Raw genomic sequence first — 16,158 nt, 5'->3', positions numbered from 1 at the left:
AGTCCAGGGTATGGCACGGCGTCACGACGCCCCTCCCCGAGATCGCGCTACGTCGGGTAACTTCGACACCGCAGTTTCGATCGGAACGAGGGGCCAGCCCATGGTTCGGATATCGCGTGCCAGCACCGTCGCCGCGGTCGTCGCTCTGATAGCGGCCGCACTGTCGGGATGCGGTTCCTCGGCGGGGACGCCGGTCCCGGGGGAGATCGACGTACGCACCCTGGCGGTCGGCGACTTCCCGGTCGACAAGTTCAGCTACCCCGCCGACGCGGGCGACAACGGGCCCCTGTTGGAGGGTATCCGCATGTCGGAGGCGGTTGTCACCAGTAGCCAGGTCGATCCCTCCCTGAAATACGGCCGCGGTTCGAAGGTGCTGCCCGATACCGCGACCGCGATCGACTTCCTGGCCAATGTGTCCGAACCGGTGCTGAAGAATCGCCGGATGGTGGTCGGTTACGCGGCCAGCGGGGCCGACCGCGACGATCCGGAGGGCCAGACCCGGCCCGATACCGAGGCCACCGCGATCACTGTAGTGGCCTTGCGCTTTCCCGATACCTCGGCGGCCGCCAAGGCGGCCACCGAACTGGAGGACGCCGATATCGGGGTCTCTCGCGACAACCGGCGGCTGAAATCGGAGAAGCATCCCGACGCGCTGCTGCACTGGCGGCCCGGGATCGCCAATATCGGCGCCTTCCTGGCCCACGACGAGTTCGTGATCTCACTGTTCGTGCAGCGGCCGAAGGCCGACAGCTCGGATCTGGTGTCCTGGGTGGACAAAACCCTCACCGCCCAGCTGGCCCAGCTCGGCCGCTTCCGCCCCACGCCCATTGCCGATCTCGCCGATCTCCGGGTGGATCCGGAGAACTTGCTGGCACGGGTCGTGGTCGCCGACCGGTCGGGTCAGGTTCCCGATCCCGACAAATTCGCCGTCTACGGTCGCAACTATCTGATCAACTCGGCCGACGATCAGCCCGCCCGTGCCCGGTTGCTCGACGAATCCGGGTTCGAGGCCACCGCGTACGCCGACGGAAGTTCGGTGGCCCGGGTCCAGGATCCGGCGGGTGCGCCGATACTGGTGGATGGTTTCATCGAATCGACGGGCACCGCCTACGATGCCCGTCCGGCCCCGGCCGGCATTCCGGGCGCGAAATGCCTGCAGCTCAACGCCCAGGGCGATCCGCAGCATCAGTACCGGTTCCGCTGCTTCGTCACGTACAAGCGGTATGTGGGCGTGGTGTCCAGCGACAACGAGAACGAAATCGAGCAGAAGACCGCGGCCCAGTACGCCCTGCTCGCCAACAGCCTCTGACAGCGTGTCCGACAACTCGTGAGGTTGTTGTCGGATACCGCGCTTCTCCGACGTTGACGATTCCCCTTCTTCCGGAGCCGGTTTCACCGGCGCCCGCAGGGTGCGGGTGTGTACCCGAACCCGTGCGCTGCCCCACCCGGACGGCCGGCCATCGGGACAACCGAATTCGTTGTGGCACGGACACTCTCGTTCCCCAGCGCGGCGCGCCGATTTTGCCGCAAGGGCAGGCTAGCCTTACCGTGTTCTGCGTCTCATCGTGACGCGAGCGATCAACGCCCGCACACCCACCCACCTGCACTTCGAGCGATCAATGCGTAACAGCTATCACACGCCGTAGTTAGGTTACCCTTGCCATGGCTGTCCGAACGCACTAACTTCGCTTCCACTCGTCACCGCCGGTACTCCGAACAACGATTCCGAGAAGGGAAATTTTGGTGAAAAGCGTTCTCCCCGAACGTAAGACGTTTCACCCTCCTAGCATCGAAGATATCGAGCACCGTGAGTTACCCGAGACCGCCGGACAGGCGGTGCGTGAACTGGCCGCTGAGATCGCGTTCACACTGGATCCCGCGTCGGGCGCTGCCGCGCGCACCCTCTCCGACCCCGACCTGATCGACCTCATCACCGCACGCGCCGGTGAACTCCCCGCGGAAGTTCGCACCGCCTTGCGCCCACCCGCCACCACGGCCGGCGCGTGTGTGCTGCGCCGACTGCCCCTGCGCGACGACGAAATCGGTCCCACCCCACCGGATTGGCAGAGCGCGACCGCGTGGACCGCCGAGCCCGGACGTCCCGGCTGCTCGTTCGAGCTGGATATCGCCATGCTGCTACTGGCCGCGGCGGCCGGTGAACCGTTCGGCTGGGCCGGTCAGCAGGACGGCCGTCTGGTCAACAACATCGTGCCGGCGGCCGGACACGAGCTCGAGCAGTCCGGGGCCAGCAGCGCCGTCCTGCTCAGCCCGCACACCGAGGACGCCTTCCACCCGCTGCGCGCGAATCTGCTGCTGCTGGGCTGCCTGCGCAACCCGGACCGCGTCGGCACCACCGTTTCGTCGGTGCGCAGGGTCGACCTCACCGCAGCGGAACAGGACGTGCTGCGCACCCCGACCCTGCCGATCCTGCCGGATGTCTCCTACGGCTCCGGCTTCGACCGCGAAACCGCCGTACCGGTGCCCACACTCTGGTGCGAACCCGGGGACGAAGGCAGATCCGAGGCCCTCACGATCCGGTTCGACCCCGCCTACACACCGCTCGCCGACGCCGGCCCGCACTACCGCGCGGCTTACCAGCGGCTGGAAAACGAACTCGAACGAGTATGCGTCCTGGCCTGTCTCGAACCCGGTGAGCTGCTCCTGGTCGATAACGATGTCGCAGTTCACGGCCGGGTTCCGTTCACCGCGCGCTATGACGGCTCCGACCGCTGGCTCAAACGGGTGAACATCCGGCTACCCGAACGCCCCCGCCGCGCCGCCGAATCCGGGGAGAATGGATACGGTCAGCGAATCATCGCGCCCTTCGCGCCGCTACCGGCGCAACGGGCGCGGGCAGAGCGGAACGGTGCAGTAGATGATCGAGGATCCGTTGAGCACACGTGACCGGCCCACCCCCCTGCGTGTCCTGAGCCGCGGCGATCTCGCCGATGTGCCGGTGGCCCCGGCCGAGGTGGTCCGCGCGGTGGAAGAGGCGTATATCGCACTGGCCGCGGGAGATTCGGATAATCCACGCAAGCTCAGCGTGGCCAATCCGGACGGCTGGTCGGTCGCCTACGCGATGCTGGGCCGCGACGGGCGGCGCCGGGTGGTCGCCATGAAGACGTCCTACAAGTTCGATCCCGGGCACGATCGCACCACCAAGCGCTACTACACCACGATCACGCTGTACGACGACACCACGGGCGCGCCCATCGCCATGATGGACTGCGCGCGGGTGGGCGCGCTGCGGACGCCGGCGGTATCGGCGCTGCTGGTGCGCGAGACGGTGCACCGTGACGCCGATACCGTGCTGCTCGTCGGAACCGGCACCCAGGGCCGCAACGCGCTACCGCATCTGCTGGCCGCCAACCCGCAGTTGCGCAAACTGATGCTGTACGGCACCCATCCCGAGGGCATCGAGGCAGTGCACCGGCAGCTCGCCGAATACGCCCCGCACGCACTACTGGAGAACGTCGACGATCCCCACGCCGCGGCGCGGACGGCGGACGTGGTGCTGGCGACCGCCGGACCGGGCACCGAGGTGGCCATCGAATCCGAGCACCTCAAACCGGGTTCGGTAGTGGTGCTGGTGGGCTACGGGCTGGCCCCCTCCACGCTGCACGACGCGGACCGGGTGATCGCCACCAGCGCCGAGCAGATGGCGCTGACCGGCACCGATATGGCCGACGACAACGGCGAACTGCGCCGGGTGGACGCGGAGCTGCCGCAGATCCTGAGCCGGCGCGCCGTCGCCCGGCAGCGGCCGGAGGACAAGATCTTCGTCTACAACAGCGGTCTGGTGCTCACCGATATCGCGGTGGCCCACGCCCTGGCCGAACGAGCGATCGCCGAGGGCCGCGGCACGGAGGTCTCGCTGTGGGATTGACCGGAGCCGATGCCCCCACCGGCGCCGGATCGGGATCGCCGGGCCGGTACGCGGGGACCGTGGCGGCACCGGTCCCCGCCCATCGCGATCAATGGGAGCAGCGGATCCTCGCCGATCCGCAGCTCCTAGGCGATATCGCCTTCGCCATCGGGGGCCCTTTCCATCTGATGTATCCCGCCCGGGTGGTCGACAATATCCGTGGATTCCAACGGGTTTTCACCGAATTCGGGGTCGCCGGCGCGGTGTACTACGGCAAGAAGGCCAATAAGGCGGCCTGTGTGGCCCGGGCCTGCGCCACCGCCGGTGCGGGTATCGATGTATCCAGCACCGGCGAGCTCACCGCCGCACTCGGACAGGGCGTCCGCGGTGCCGATCTGCTGGTCACCGGCCCCGAGAAAACCGACGACCTGCACTGGCTGGCCGCCCGGCACGGATGCCTGATCGCCGTGGACAGTATCGGCGAGCTGAAACGCCTGGCCGCCCTGGATATCCCGGTCCGGATACTGCTGCGGGCGCTGCCCCCGGCCTCGGCCAGCCGATTCGGTATGTCGGCCGAGGAACTCGATCACGCCGTTTCCGAATCGGCCGATTATCCGTCGATTTCCCTGCAGGGATTCAGTTTCCATCTCTCCGGTTACGACCCGATCCCCCGCGCCGAAATGGCCGGGCAATTGCTCGACCGGTGTCGCGCCGCACGGGCGCTGGGCCATCCGGCCACCACCGTTTCCATCGGTGGCGGGTTCGGTGTCGACTACGTTCCCGCCGCCGACTGGGCGCAGTTCCGGGACCAGGTGACCCGCCGCTGGTTCCACTCCGGAAAGGCGTTCGAGTCGTACTATCCGTATTCCTTTCCCGAACCCGGCCCCGCCATGCTCGCCGCGATTCTCGGACGCGACGAGCTCGCCGGCCGCCTGCGGCGCACGGAGACGACCCTGGCGGTCGAGCCGGGCCGGGCCCTGCTGGACCGGGCGGGCAGCACGGTTTTCCGGGTACAGGGCGGCAAAACCCGCCACGAACACGGGCAGCCCTATCGAATCCTGACCGTGGACGGTTCCAGCCTGAGCCTTTCCGAACAGTGGTTCGACAGCGAATATCTTCCCGACCCGGTGCTCTGGCCGGATGGTCCCGGGACCCCGACCGCCACGGTCGTCGGCGCCGCCACCTGTCTCGAATCGGACATGCTGAGCTGGCGCCGGATTCCGCTGCCCCGCGCGGCCGAGACCGGAGATCTGCTGGTCTACCCGAATACCGCCGGATATCAGATGGATTCCAACGAATCGCCCTTTCACGAATTACCCCTCCCGCCGAAGGTGGTGCTCTCCGAAGCGCCGGGCGGCCGGTATCGCTGGGCCCTCGATCAATCCCGTCACTGAGACCGTCGGCCCCCGGTCTCGACGCATCACCCGTTATCGACGCCCAGGAGATCCGCCATGTCCCTCGTCACCCGTGTCACCGACCTGATCGGCCGCACCCCGCTCTTCGAATTGGCCGCCACCGGGTCCGGCACTCGATTACTCCTCAAGCTCGAACAGTTCAATCCCACCGGCGCCGCCAAGATCCGGATGGCGCGGGAAATGGTTCTCGACGCGGAGCGTCGGGGTTTGCTGCGCGAGGGCGGACATATCATCGAATCCACATCCGGAAATACCGGGCTCGGTCTCGCGGTGGTCGCCGCCGAACGCGGCTATCGTTTCACCGCGGTAGTCGACCATCACGCGAGTAAGGACAAATTACGGGCGATGCGGGCAATGGGCGCGGAGCTGGTATTCGTCGCCGACGACGGTGACGACAACCTGGCGACCTCGGCACGTGAGGATCACGCGGCCGCGCTGGCGGCCGCCCAACCCGGCGCGTTCTTCACCGAACAGCACAACAACGACGCCAATGCCGTGGGCTATTACGCCGTCGCCGAGGAATTACTGGCCGAGGTGGACCGGGTCGATATCCTGCTGTCCGCGGTCGGCACCGGCGGTTCCCTGTTCGGTACCGCGACGCGGCTGCGAGAGCTGGGCTGTGTTCCACGGGTCATCGGCGTGGAACCGGTCGGTTCGATCGCCTTCGGCGGACCGGGTGGGCCGTACTGGCAGTCGGGCACCGGTACTCCGCCCGGCGCCACCATCGGTACGGCAGTGGACTACGACCTGCTCGACGAGGGCGTCAAAGTGACCGACCGGGCCGCGTTCGCCACCTGTCGTGCGGTCTCGCAGCGGCTGGGCCTGATGCTCGGCGGTTCGGCGGGCGGTTCGGTCCATGCCGCGCTGACCCGGCTCGAGGAGTTCCCGGCCGGGTCCACCGTGGTCACCATCGTCTGCGACGGCGGCGAGAAATATCTCGACACCGTCTTCGACGACGACTGGATGGCCGCCCGCGAACTGCTCGATACCGAAACCGAACGTGAAGTCCATGCCATGCTGACGCGCTACGCTCCCGCCGACCGGGGCAATCATCCGGTGAGGGCGGCCGTTTTGAACGACGCCGTGGCCGGGAATACCCACGCCGTCCGAGTCGGCCGACCGGACGAACACGAACATACGGAGGAATCGGACACTATGGTGCGGGCCCGGTGATCAACACACCCCTCTCGCGAATTCGTCCCGACAGCCGGCGCCCGGCCGCTCCGGCCGGCCTGCTCGCCCCGGCCGGCCTGCTCGCTCTGGCGGCTCCTATCGCGCTCACCCAACTGGCGCAGGTCGCCGTATCCACCACCAATATCGCCCTGATGGGCAGCCTCGGCGTGCAGGCGGTCGCCGCTGGCGGGTTGGCCCTGGTGCTGTTCAACCAGATCCGCACCATGTGCGTCGGGTTGATCACCGGTAGCGGCAACCAGATCGCGGCCGCGGTGGGAGCCGCCGGTAGACGCGGCGACGATCCCGGCCCCGAGGTCCGTGATGTGGTGCGGTCGAGTTTCCTGATCGCCACCGTCGCCGGTCTGCTCGGCGGCGCGGTACTCATCGGGTTGGGGTGGTCGCTGCAGTGGCTCGGCCAGGACGCCGGAGTGCTGGCGCAGGCCCGGCCGCTCATGGTCGCCCTGGCCCCCGGCCTGCTGCCCTGCCTGTGGTTCCAGGTGCTGCGCCAGTACACCGTGGGGATGCAGCGGCCGCAGGCGCTGCTGGCGGTGACGCTCGGTTCCATCGTGGTCAACCTCGCGCTGGCGCTGGCGCTGATCCACGGCTGGGCCGGATTGCCCGCGCTCGGCCTGACCGGCGTCGGGGTGGCGACCTCGCTGGTCTTCTTGCTCATGTTCGCCGTGTTCGCGACGATGGTGCGCCGCGATCCCGAACTCGGCGCCATCCTGCCGATTCGGCCGTGGCCGGTGCGGATGACGACCGTGGGCGGCGAACTGCGGCTGGGTACGCCCATCGCCCTCACCTACGGTTCGGAAGCCGGGATGTTCTCGGTGCTGGCGCTGGTCATGGGTGCGCTCGGCCCCGCGGCGCTCGCCGCCCACAATGTGGTGTACCAGGTGATCTACATCGTCTTCCAGGTCGCCATCGGCATCTCGCACGGCGCGTCGGTCCTGGTCAGCCATAGTGTCGCCGGTGACGAGACCGTACGCGCCCGGGGACTGGCCCGGCTGGCGCTCCGGTTCGCCGGGGCGGTCACGCTGGTCACCGGCCTGGCCTATGTGCTGGTCCCCGACCTGGTACTGCGCCCGTTCCTCGATCCAGCCGACTCCGCGACTGTGGAGCTGGCCCGGTCATTGCTGCTCATCGGTATCGTGCTGCAGTTCTTCGACGCGGCTCAGAACATCGGCACCGGGCTGCTGCGCGGCCTGCAGGCCACCAACGCCGGATTCCGGCTGTCGGTGGTCGGTTACTGGATCGTCGGACTGCCGACAGCACTGCTGCTGGCGTACCCGGCCGGGTTGGGCGCGGCAGGAGTGTGGTGGGGCCTGACCACGGGCCTGGCCGCCACGGCCGCACTCATGCTGCGCAAATATTTCAGCCTGCTCGACGAGCACGACGCACTGCTCATTTCCCGACGACGGAAGTCTATAAGTTAGGATTGCCTCTCCAAAGTTTGAGCGGAAGGAGTACGCGGTGCGGATCGTCGTCCTGTTCGGTTCGGAGATGGGCACAGCGGAGACGGTGGCCGAGGGTATCGCCGAGGAACTGGCCGAACACGAGGTCTCCGTCTTCGATATGAGCGAGTTCGACGTCGCCGGACTCGAGCCGGAGATCTTTCACATCATCGTGTGTTCCACCTATGGCGAGGGCGACCTACCCACCGGAGCCGAACCGTTCTTCGAGGCCCTCGATGCGTATCGTCCCGATCTGAGCGGGCTGCGTTTCGCGGTGTTCGGGCTCGGCGATTCGGTCTACGACCACACATTCAACCGGGGCGGGGAGATCGCCGCCGAGAAACTCACCGCGTTCGGCGGTGTGCAGATCGGCGAGCACGCCCGCCACGACGCCTCCGGCGAGATCAAGGCCGCCGTGCTGGGTCGCGAATGGGTCCGGACCCTCCCCCTGGAGTCCGCGATCCTCACCCCCGCCTGACTCACCGACCCCGGAAACCGGTGAGCGCAGCCGGTATCCGGCCGCCCGCCGCCGACATCCCGAATGGCCTTGCCCACCTCCCGTTCTGAGGGTGGCCTTGCCCGCGCTGCCACGGTTTCCGGTCGACACCAGGCTGTTTCACCCCAGGTCGGGGCCGGTGCTTCCGCCGCGCGTGTGGGCGCCGACCTCTAGACTGGTACGTGGTACGGCACACCCCCGCCGCACCACGTCGATCCAGGAGGGGACGATATGGCAGCCGGAATCAGCACTGCGGACAATCCCGCAACCGACCATCCCGAGCTGGAAGCGCTGCCGGAATGGCCGCAGGAGACGATCGCGGTTCTGGTCACCACCGATCCCGCGCCGCACGCCATCCCGGTGTCGTGGCCGGTGCGCGCCGGCGACCGGCGAATCCTGTTGAGTCTCAAATTCGATCGCGGCTCACTGGCCCGGTTACGAGAGCGGCCGCAGGTGGCGCTGCTCATCCTGGGCGGCGGGAATGTGGCGCTGTGCGCCCGGGGCGCGGCCAAGGTCATCGCCGAGGAGATGCCCGGCGCCGACGACTATGTGGCGGTACGCCTCGATGTGGACGTGATCGACGATCATCGGCAGTCGGCTTTCGCTGTCGCGCAGGGGATCCAGCGCACGGTGCTCGACGACAGCGAACTGCGCGCCCTGGAACACCGGGTGGCAACGCTGAAGTCCTGGGCGGAGAACGAAGAGAAAATCTGAGCCGGACGCCCCGGGTGCGCTGCTGCCGGAAATCTTCGGAGCTTCGCCCAGCGGGCATTTCCGCACCTGATACGCGAGCGACTCCGGCGCTGTAACAACCCCCGCGTCCCAGCGCTCACCATCAGGCGTCGGCCGGGCCACCTCATCGGTGCACGCGGTGCCGTGACCTCCGGGCCCCCGGCGCCGTAATCATCGGGCGCCGCGGCGCCGCGGGAAGGAGAACATGAGCGTCAATCTGGCCAAGGGCGGCAATGTCTCGCTGTCCAAGCAGGCCCCCAACCTGACCAAGATCGCCGTCGGGCTCGGCTGGGATGTGCGCACCACCGTGGGTGCCGACTACGACCTGGATGCCAGCGCCCTGGCCACCGGACCGAACCTGAAGGTTCTCTCCGATCAGCATTTCGTGTTCTACAACAATCTCCGCTCCCCGGAGGGCACCATCGAGCACACGGGTGACAATCTCACCGGTGAGGGCGACGGTGACGACGAAGTAATCAATGTGGACCTGGCCAATACGCCGGAGACGATCACCAATATCTTCTTCCCGGTCTCCATCCACGATGCCGACCAGCGCGGTCAGTCCTTCGGCCAGATCCGCAACGCCTATATCCGGGTGGTCGATCTTTCCACCGGTGCCGAACTGGCCCGCTACGACCTCTCCGAGGACGCCTCCTCCGAAACCGCCATGGTGTTCGGCGAGCTCTATCGCCGGCAGGGCGAATGGAAGTTCCGGGCGATCGGTCAGGGCTACGCCTCGGGTCTGGCGGGAATCGCGCGCGATTACGGCGTCAACGTCTGATTCCTGAACAGTGCGGCCCCGGCGCGCACCGGTCCGGCCATCTCCACCGCCCGCTCCGACCTGATCTGCCACACCGCGTTGTCCCTCGAGGTATTCGCCGCGGCGGATACCGAGCCGAAGGGCGATGGCGTCGAAGACTGCACCGTTGCGCCTTCAGCGCGCGATATTCGGCGTTCGCCACCCGGCGCCGGGCGGCGGCCGGTCACGGCATCGCCGGCCGGGTGACGATCGTGACATTCGCCTACTCAGCCGGGATCGGCGCAGAGCTGGGAGATCAACGCGTCGCGGGCCCACTCTTCCCACCTGTCCGGTGACCACTCGCGGTCACGGACGAAGACCAGGTAGAGCTGCGGGCTGAGCAGGCCGAACAACAGGTCCGCCGCCGTATCGACAGAGAGGCCGGGGCGAGCGTCAGGCTTGCCGACCAGGGCCTCGGCCGCTGCGTACTGCACGGTGTAGCGCGGGTCGGGGCCGTTCGGCCATTGCGCGGCGATCTCGGGGTCGGTGGCTGCGGCAGCCGCGATCATCGGCATGATCGGGGCGACCCGGCCCAGGATCTCGCGAGTGCCGCGGACATGCGCGCGCAGCTGCCCGGCCGCGGTGGACTCGGCGCACGCGGTGCGAAACCACTCACGATCCATGGTGGCGACCGGCTCGGTGTCCCCGGCGATGGACGTGTCGACGACGTCCTTGAACAGCGTGCGCTTGTTGTGGAAGACGAAATAGACCGTCTGGACGGCCACACCCGCCCGATCCGCTACTTCCTGCAGGCTCGTCGCGCCGTATCCCTGCGTGCGAAACAGCTCGAGGGCCGCCTCGACGATCTTCTCACGGGTGCGGCGTGCGCGCTCTCCTCGCTTGTCCGGCCGCTTGACCTTCTCCATTGTGCAAGTGTATCTCTAGATACATTCACTAGAGTGAAACTCTAATAAGTTGGAGGAAACGATGGACCGGTCACACCCCACCCAGCGATCCGGCCTCGACTCGACCACGACGCCCGAAGACCGAGAAGAGGAGTCGGTCTACCGCGCGCTGGAGGGTTACTACCGCGCCGGCAAGGCACCATGGGACACCGGAGTGACGCCACCAGAGCTTGTCGACCTGGTAGAGGGGCAGAACACGCTGCCGCCCGGCCGCGCCCTCGAACTCGGCTGCGGCACCGGGACCAACGCCACCTACCTCGCACGGCACGGCTGGGAGGTGACGGCGGTCGACCTGATCGACAGCGCCGTCGGTCAGGCCAGAGCGAAGGCCGAGGCTGCAGGAGTCGCGGTACGCCTCCTGCATGGTGACGCCACCCGTCTCGACGAACTGGACGCGTCCGGCCCCTTCGATCTGTTCTTCGACCTGAGCTGCTACTGCGGAATTCCTCTGCACCGCCGTGACGCCTACGCCGCCGGACTCACCCGCCGAGCCGCTCCCGGCGCGCGGTTGCTGATGTTCGGCTACGGCCCCGAGTCGCTCGGCAATCCGGTTCCCGAGGTCTCGTCGTGGGCGGCGGGTGTCACCGCCGACGAGCTCCGCACCAGGTTCCCGGGCTGGGCACTACTCGACGTCACACCGGGCACCAACTCGGTGCCGACGTTCTGGTTCACGCTGCGCCGCGATACCTAGCCGTCATGTGCAGGTGAGGGCACTGCCGCTGCCGGTAGTGGGCGGACGGCCCCGATCAGCGGTCTCGCTGGATATCGGCCGGCCAGTGCTCGAGCCATTCCGGTGCGGACAACGGAAGCCGGGCGCCCCGGGCGATTTCGGCGGCGTCCTCTGCCTGCCGGATCGCGGTGGCGAAGGCCAGCGCGGCTTTACGCAATCGCTCCTCGGCGCTCTCCGAACCGCCCAGGTGGACGATACGTAGATCATCCGGGATCAGTTCCTCTGGTAGACCTGCCCGTACGCTACGGGCACAGATCTTCTCCGCCAGCGCCAGCGCCGGTTGCGCCATGGCGATACCGTCCAGGCAGGAACGCCGCGTCTTCTCCGCGGATTTCTTTTCCTCCCAGGCCTTTTCCTGTGCCGCTACTTTCTCCTCGACCGTGACCGCCGCACCGAAACCGTATTCGTCCGGTCCGGCGGCCAGGTGCGGACTCCGGTTCACCAGCTTGGCGACCAGCGCGGCGGCCACATCATCTATGGTGAATTCACCCGCCGCTTCGGCTATCCGCGAGTGGAACAGCACCTGCAGCAGCAGATCACCCAGTTCCTCCCGGATCGTCCCGGCGTCCTCCTGCTGGATCGCGTCGAGTAGTTCGTAGGTCTCCTCGAGCAGATACGGGCGCAGCGAATCGTGGGTCTGGGTGACCTCCCAGCCGCCGAACCGCCACAGCCGGTCCATCACCTCCACCGCCTCGGTCAATCCGGCGGCCACGGTAGCGGTTTCCGATTCGAGCACACCCGGCTCCGGCCGGCCGGCACGCGCGTCGCTCATCGCGCGGGACTCACCTCGGTCGCGACCGTGAGGTCCACCGCACCGGCGGCCTTGCCGTCGAGGGCGAGCAGCAGATCGGCGAGATACTGCAGCAGCGCGACATCACGCAGCCGGTCGGCGCCGACGCTGTCCTGCACCCGCGGCAGCGGTAACTGAACCACCGAGCTGGCCGCGCGGTAGTTCGCGCTCGGATAGATCCGCTTGAGCCGCATCTGTTTCGAATCGGGCAGCGACAGCGGCGAGATCTTCACCGTGGTACCGGTGACCGCGATCTCGGTGACGCCGTACTCGCGGGCCAGCAGCCGCAGTTTGGCCACCGAGACGAGCCGGCCGACCTCCACGGGCAGCGGCCCGTAGCGGTCGGTGAGTTCCTCGACCACCGCGGCCAGCGCCGGGTCGTCGTGGGCGGCGGCCAGTTTGCGGTAGGCCTCCAGCCGGAGCCGATCGCTGGCGATGTAATCGGGCGGGATATGCGCGTCCACCGGGAGGTCGATACGAACCTCTTTGGTCTCCTCGGTGGTGATCGGTTTGCCGTCCGCGGCCGCGCGGTAGGCCTCCACCGCCTCGCCGACGAGCCGTACGTAGAGGTCGAAACCCACACCCGCCACATGTCCGGACTGTTCGGCGCCCAGCACGTTACCGGCGCCGCGGATCTCCAGATCCTTCATCGCCACCGCCATACCGGCGCCGAGATCGGAGTTCTGCGCGATGGTGGCGAGCCGGTCGTAGGCGGTTTCGGTGAGCGGTTTCTCCGCCGGGTACAGGAAGTAGGCGTACCCGCGTTCGCGGCTGCGCCCAACCCGCCCGCGCAACTGGTGCAGCTGGGAAAGACCCAGCGTATCGGCGCGTTCCACGATGAGCGTATTGGCATTGGAGATGTCCAGGCCGGTCTCGATGATCGTGGTGCACACCAGGACGTCGTATTCGCGCTGCCAGAAGCCCTGCACGGTGCGTTCGAGGGTGTCCTCGTTCATCTGCCCGTGCGCCACCACGACCCGGGCCTCCGGGACGAGATCGCGGATCCGCTTGGCCGCCTTGTCGATGGAGGACACCCGGTTGTGCACGTAGAACACCTGGCCGTCCCGCAGCAGCTCCCGCCGGATCGCGGCGGTGACCTGCTTGTCGTTGTAGCCACCGACATAGGTGAGCACCGGATGCCGCTCCTCGGGCGGCGTCAGGATGGTCGACATCTCGCGGATACCGGCCAGGCTCATCTCCAGCGTGCGCGGAATCGGTGTCGCGGACATGGTCAGCACGTCCACATGGGTGCGCAACGCCTTGATGTGCTCTTTGTGCTCCACCCCGAAACGCTGTTCCTCGTCCACGATCACCAGGCCGAGGTTCTTCCAGCGCACACCGGTCTGCAACAGCCGGTGGGTGCCGACCACGATATCGACCTCCCCCTCGGCCATCCCCGCGAGCACCTCCCGCGACTCCGCCGGATCGGTGAACCGGGACAGGCCTTTCACGGTCACCGGGAACCCGGCGATACGTTCGGTGAAGGTCTGCAGGTGCTGCTGGGCCAGCAGAGTGGTCGGCACCAGAACCACCACCTGTTTCCCGTCCTGCACGGCCTTGAACGCGGCGCGCACCGCGATCTCGGTCTTGCCGTAGCCGACGTCGCCGCAGACCACCCGGTCCATCGGCACGGCCTTCTCCATATCCGCCTTCACATCGGAGATGGCGGTGAGCTGATCGACGGTCTCGGTGAACGCGAACGCGTCTTCCATCTCCCGCTGCCACGGCGTATCCGGACCGAAGGCATGGCCGGGCGCCGCCTGCCGGGCGGCATAGAGCTGCACCAGTTCACCGGCGATCTCCCGGACCGCCTTACGTGCCCTGCGCTTGGTGTTCGCCCAATCCGCGCCACCCAGCTTGGACAGGCTGGGCATTTCCCCGCCCACATACCGGGACAGCTGGTCCAGCGATTCCATCGGCACGTACAACCGGTCGCCGGGCTGGCCGCGTTTCCCGGGCGCGTATTCGATCACCAGGTATTCCCGCCGCGCGCCACCGACCGTGCGCTCGATCATCTCCACGAACCGGCCGATCCCGTGCTGGTCGTGCACCACCATGTCCCCGGCGTTCAACGCCAGCGGATCCACCTGGTTGCGGCGTTTGGCGGGCAGCCGCTTCCCGTCGCCCGGCGCGGTGACCCGGTTACCGGTGAGGTCGGATTCCGCGACCACCACCAGGCCCGCGTCCCCGAAGATCACCCCGTCGTGCAGCGACCCGCACAGCACACCGACCACTCCGGGCGCCGGTTCCGCACCGGCCTCCAGTTGCGCGGCCGGGACCTCGGCCTCACCGAGGCGCTCCAATGTGCGCTGGGCGGTACCGTGCCCGGCCAGGACCACCACCGCGCGGCCACCGGTCGTCACATGCGCGCGCAGCGACGCGAAAATGGTCGCCACCAGTTCGTCGGACCCCCGCGCGGTGGGGCCGGACTGCACCGGCAACTCCACCTCCGACGGATCCCCGGACGCCAGCGGGCTCAATGTCCACCAGGGCAGTTCCCGCGCATCGGCGCTCGCCTGGATGTCGGAGAGCGGGCGATAGGCCGACGCCGCCAGATCCAGTCCGTGCGCGCCCAGCGGCGCGTCACTCCCGAAGGAGGCCGCGGTCCACGACGCCTCCAGGAACTCCTCACCGGTCCGCATGAGGTCGGCCGCCCGGGTGCGCACCTTCTCCGGGTCGCACACCAGCAGATGGGTGCGATCGGGTAACTGCTCGGTCAGCAGCCGCAGCTCACCGGGCTGCAGCACCGGCAGCAGCGCCTCCATACCCTCGACCGGAATACCCTCGGCCAGCTTCGCCAGCATCTCCACCAGCGCGGCATCCGCCGGGTTCGCCGCCGCCACCTCCGCGGCCCGCTCGCGCACCGCCGCGGTGAGCAGCAGCTCCCGGCAGGGCGGCGCGACCACGGTCTCGAGCGAGGTCTCCCCGAGCGAACGCTGATCGGCCACCGAGAACGGCCGCAACTCGGTGATCTCGTCGCCCCAGAACTCCACGCGGACCGGATGATCCGCGGTCGGCGGGAACAGATCCAGGATGCCGCCGCGTACCGCGAACTCGCCGCGTTTACCGACCATATCCACGCGCGTGTACGCGAATTCGACGAGCCGCGCGACCAATTCGTCGAAATCGGCTTCCCCGCCGATCCGCAGCACGATCGGTTCGATATCGCCCAGTCCGCTCGCCATCGGCTGCATCAGCGACCGCACCGTGGTCACCACGACCCGCAGCGGTTCCGGGAACACCGGATCCTCCGGATGCGCCAGCCGCCGCAACACCTCGAGCCGACGCCCGACCGTATCGGCCCCCGGGGACAGCCGCTCGTGCGGCAGGGTCTCCCAGGAGGGGAACTGCGCGACCGCCGACCCCAGCATCTCGCCCAGTTCCAGCGTCAGATCATCGGCCTCCCGGCCGGTCGCGGTCACCACCACCACCGGCTGCTCGGCGGCCATGGTCGCCGCGACGAACGACCGCGCCGCCGCCGGCGCCACCAGCTCCACCGGCGATCGCCCGAGCATCCCGGAAACGGTCCGCAACGCGGTATCGGCACCGGCCGCGGCGGCCAGTCCCGCCAGTGGTGGACGTGGGGCAGACATGTTCTCTCCTGAACGCCGAACGAAAGCGATTCCACCGGGCCAGCCGAGTGTATCTGTGCTTATGGCGCGCCTTCGGCGCGCGGGGTCGAGACCCCCTTGGTCTCGCTGTTCAGCCGCCGAGACTCGCGCCTTCGGCGCATGCGATGTGCGGTGGGCCGTCCGTAGAGGGCGACCTTTGAGCACCTTCGGCCCAGGAGCGAGACGGG

13 protein-coding genes are annotated in these 16,158 nt (G+C 67.9%); 10 read left to right on the top strand and 3 right to left on the bottom strand.

Annotated features, from left to right (window positions below):
* Nucleotides 1–100 precede the first annotated feature (100 nt).
* The 9 genes from NS4_RS23925 to NS4_RS23885 all read left to right on the top strand — a co-directional run bounded on the left by NS4_RS23925 (nt 101) and on the right by NS4_RS23885 (nt 9,916).
* Complete coding sequence (locus NS4_RS23925) at nt 101–1,309, top strand: DUF7373 family lipoprotein (RefSeq protein ID WP_063061753.1); 1,209 nt, start codon at nt 101–103, stop codon at nt 1,307–1,309.
* A 434-nt stretch (nt 1,310–1,743) separates the two neighbouring features.
* Nucleotides 1,744–2,904 carry a TauD/TfdA family dioxygenase gene (locus NS4_RS23920; RefSeq protein WP_063061752.1) on the top strand — a complete coding sequence of 387 codons (1,161 nt, stop codon included), beginning with the start codon at nt 1,744–1,746 and terminating at the stop codon, nt 2,902–2,904.
* A complete protein-coding gene (locus NS4_RS23915) occupies nt 2,876–3,886 on the top strand; it encodes an ornithine cyclodeaminase (RefSeq protein ID WP_063061751.1) in 1,011 nt (336 codons plus the stop codon). The genes NS4_RS23920 and NS4_RS23915 overlap by 29 nt, the downstream gene beginning before the upstream one ends.
* A complete protein-coding gene (locus NS4_RS23910; protein ID WP_245665665.1) occupies nt 3,877–5,259 on the top strand; it encodes a type III PLP-dependent enzyme domain-containing protein in 1,383 nt (460 codons plus the stop codon). The genes NS4_RS23915 and NS4_RS23910 overlap by 10 nt, the downstream gene beginning before the upstream one ends.
* 57 nt (nt 5,260–5,316) lie before the next feature.
* A complete protein-coding gene (locus NS4_RS23905) occupies nt 5,317–6,453 on the top strand; it encodes a PLP-dependent cysteine synthase family protein (protein WP_084487652.1) in 1,137 nt (378 codons plus the stop codon).
* Between the two features lie 59 nt (nt 6,454–6,512).
* Nucleotides 6,513–7,889 carry an MATE family efflux transporter gene (locus NS4_RS23900; protein ID WP_157106207.1) on the top strand — a complete coding sequence of 459 codons (1,377 nt, stop codon included), beginning with the start codon at nt 6,513–6,515 and terminating at the stop codon, nt 7,887–7,889.
* Between the two features lie 37 nt (nt 7,890–7,926).
* Nucleotides 7,927–8,385 (top strand): flavodoxin domain-containing protein, encoded by a 459-nt coding sequence (locus tag NS4_RS23895; protein ID WP_063061750.1) that lies wholly within the window; start codon nt 7,927–7,929, stop codon nt 8,383–8,385.
* Nucleotides 8,386–8,634: 249 nt separating this feature from the next.
* Complete coding sequence (locus tag NS4_RS23890; RefSeq protein WP_063061749.1) at nt 8,635–9,117, top strand: pyridoxamine 5'-phosphate oxidase family protein; 483 nt, start codon at nt 8,635–8,637, stop codon at nt 9,115–9,117.
* A gap of 223 nt (nt 9,118–9,340) precedes the next feature.
* Complete coding sequence (locus NS4_RS23885; RefSeq protein ID WP_063061748.1) at nt 9,341–9,916, top strand: TerD family protein; 576 nt, start codon at nt 9,341–9,343, stop codon at nt 9,914–9,916.
* Between the two features lie 245 nt (nt 9,917–10,161).
* On the opposite strand, the gene NS4_RS23880 is transcribed toward NS4_RS23885, so the two are convergent.
* The gene (locus NS4_RS23880; protein ID WP_063061747.1) at nt 10,162–10,800 is read right to left on the bottom strand and encodes a TetR/AcrR family transcriptional regulator; all 639 of its coding nucleotides are present in this window, start codon (nt 10,798–10,800) and stop codon (nt 10,162–10,164) included.
* Nucleotides 10,801–10,861: 61 nt separating this feature from the next.
* Here NS4_RS23880 and NS4_RS23875 point away from each other — a divergent pair, with 61 nt between their 5' ends.
* Nucleotides 10,862–11,530 carry a class I SAM-dependent methyltransferase gene (locus tag NS4_RS23875; protein WP_063061746.1) on the top strand — a complete coding sequence of 223 codons (669 nt, stop codon included), beginning with the start codon at nt 10,862–10,864 and terminating at the stop codon, nt 11,528–11,530.
* Nucleotides 11,531–11,585: 55 nt separating this feature from the next.
* Here the strand turns inward: NS4_RS23875 and NS4_RS23870 are convergent, their stop codons facing one another.
* Both NS4_RS23870 and mfd read right to left on the bottom strand, forming a co-directional pair.
* Nucleotides 11,586–12,341, bottom strand: a complete 756-nt coding sequence (locus NS4_RS23870; protein ID WP_063061745.1) for a nucleoside triphosphate pyrophosphohydrolase — start codon at nt 12,339–12,341, stop codon at nt 11,586–11,588.
* Nucleotides 12,338–15,952, bottom strand: a complete 3,615-nt coding sequence (gene mfd / locus NS4_RS23865) for a transcription-repair coupling factor (RefSeq protein WP_063061744.1) — start codon at nt 15,950–15,952, stop codon at nt 12,338–12,340. The genes NS4_RS23870 and mfd overlap by 4 nt, the downstream gene beginning before the upstream one ends.
* Nucleotides 15,953–16,158: the final 206 nt, after the last annotated feature.

Source organism: Nocardia sienata NBRC 100364, from assembly GCF_001613205.1.
In the GTDB taxonomy this organism is placed as follows: Bacteria; Actinomycetota; Actinomycetes; order Mycobacteriales; family Mycobacteriaceae; genus Nocardia; species Nocardia sienata.
This window is presented reverse-complemented; position numbering and strand designations above follow the sequence as displayed.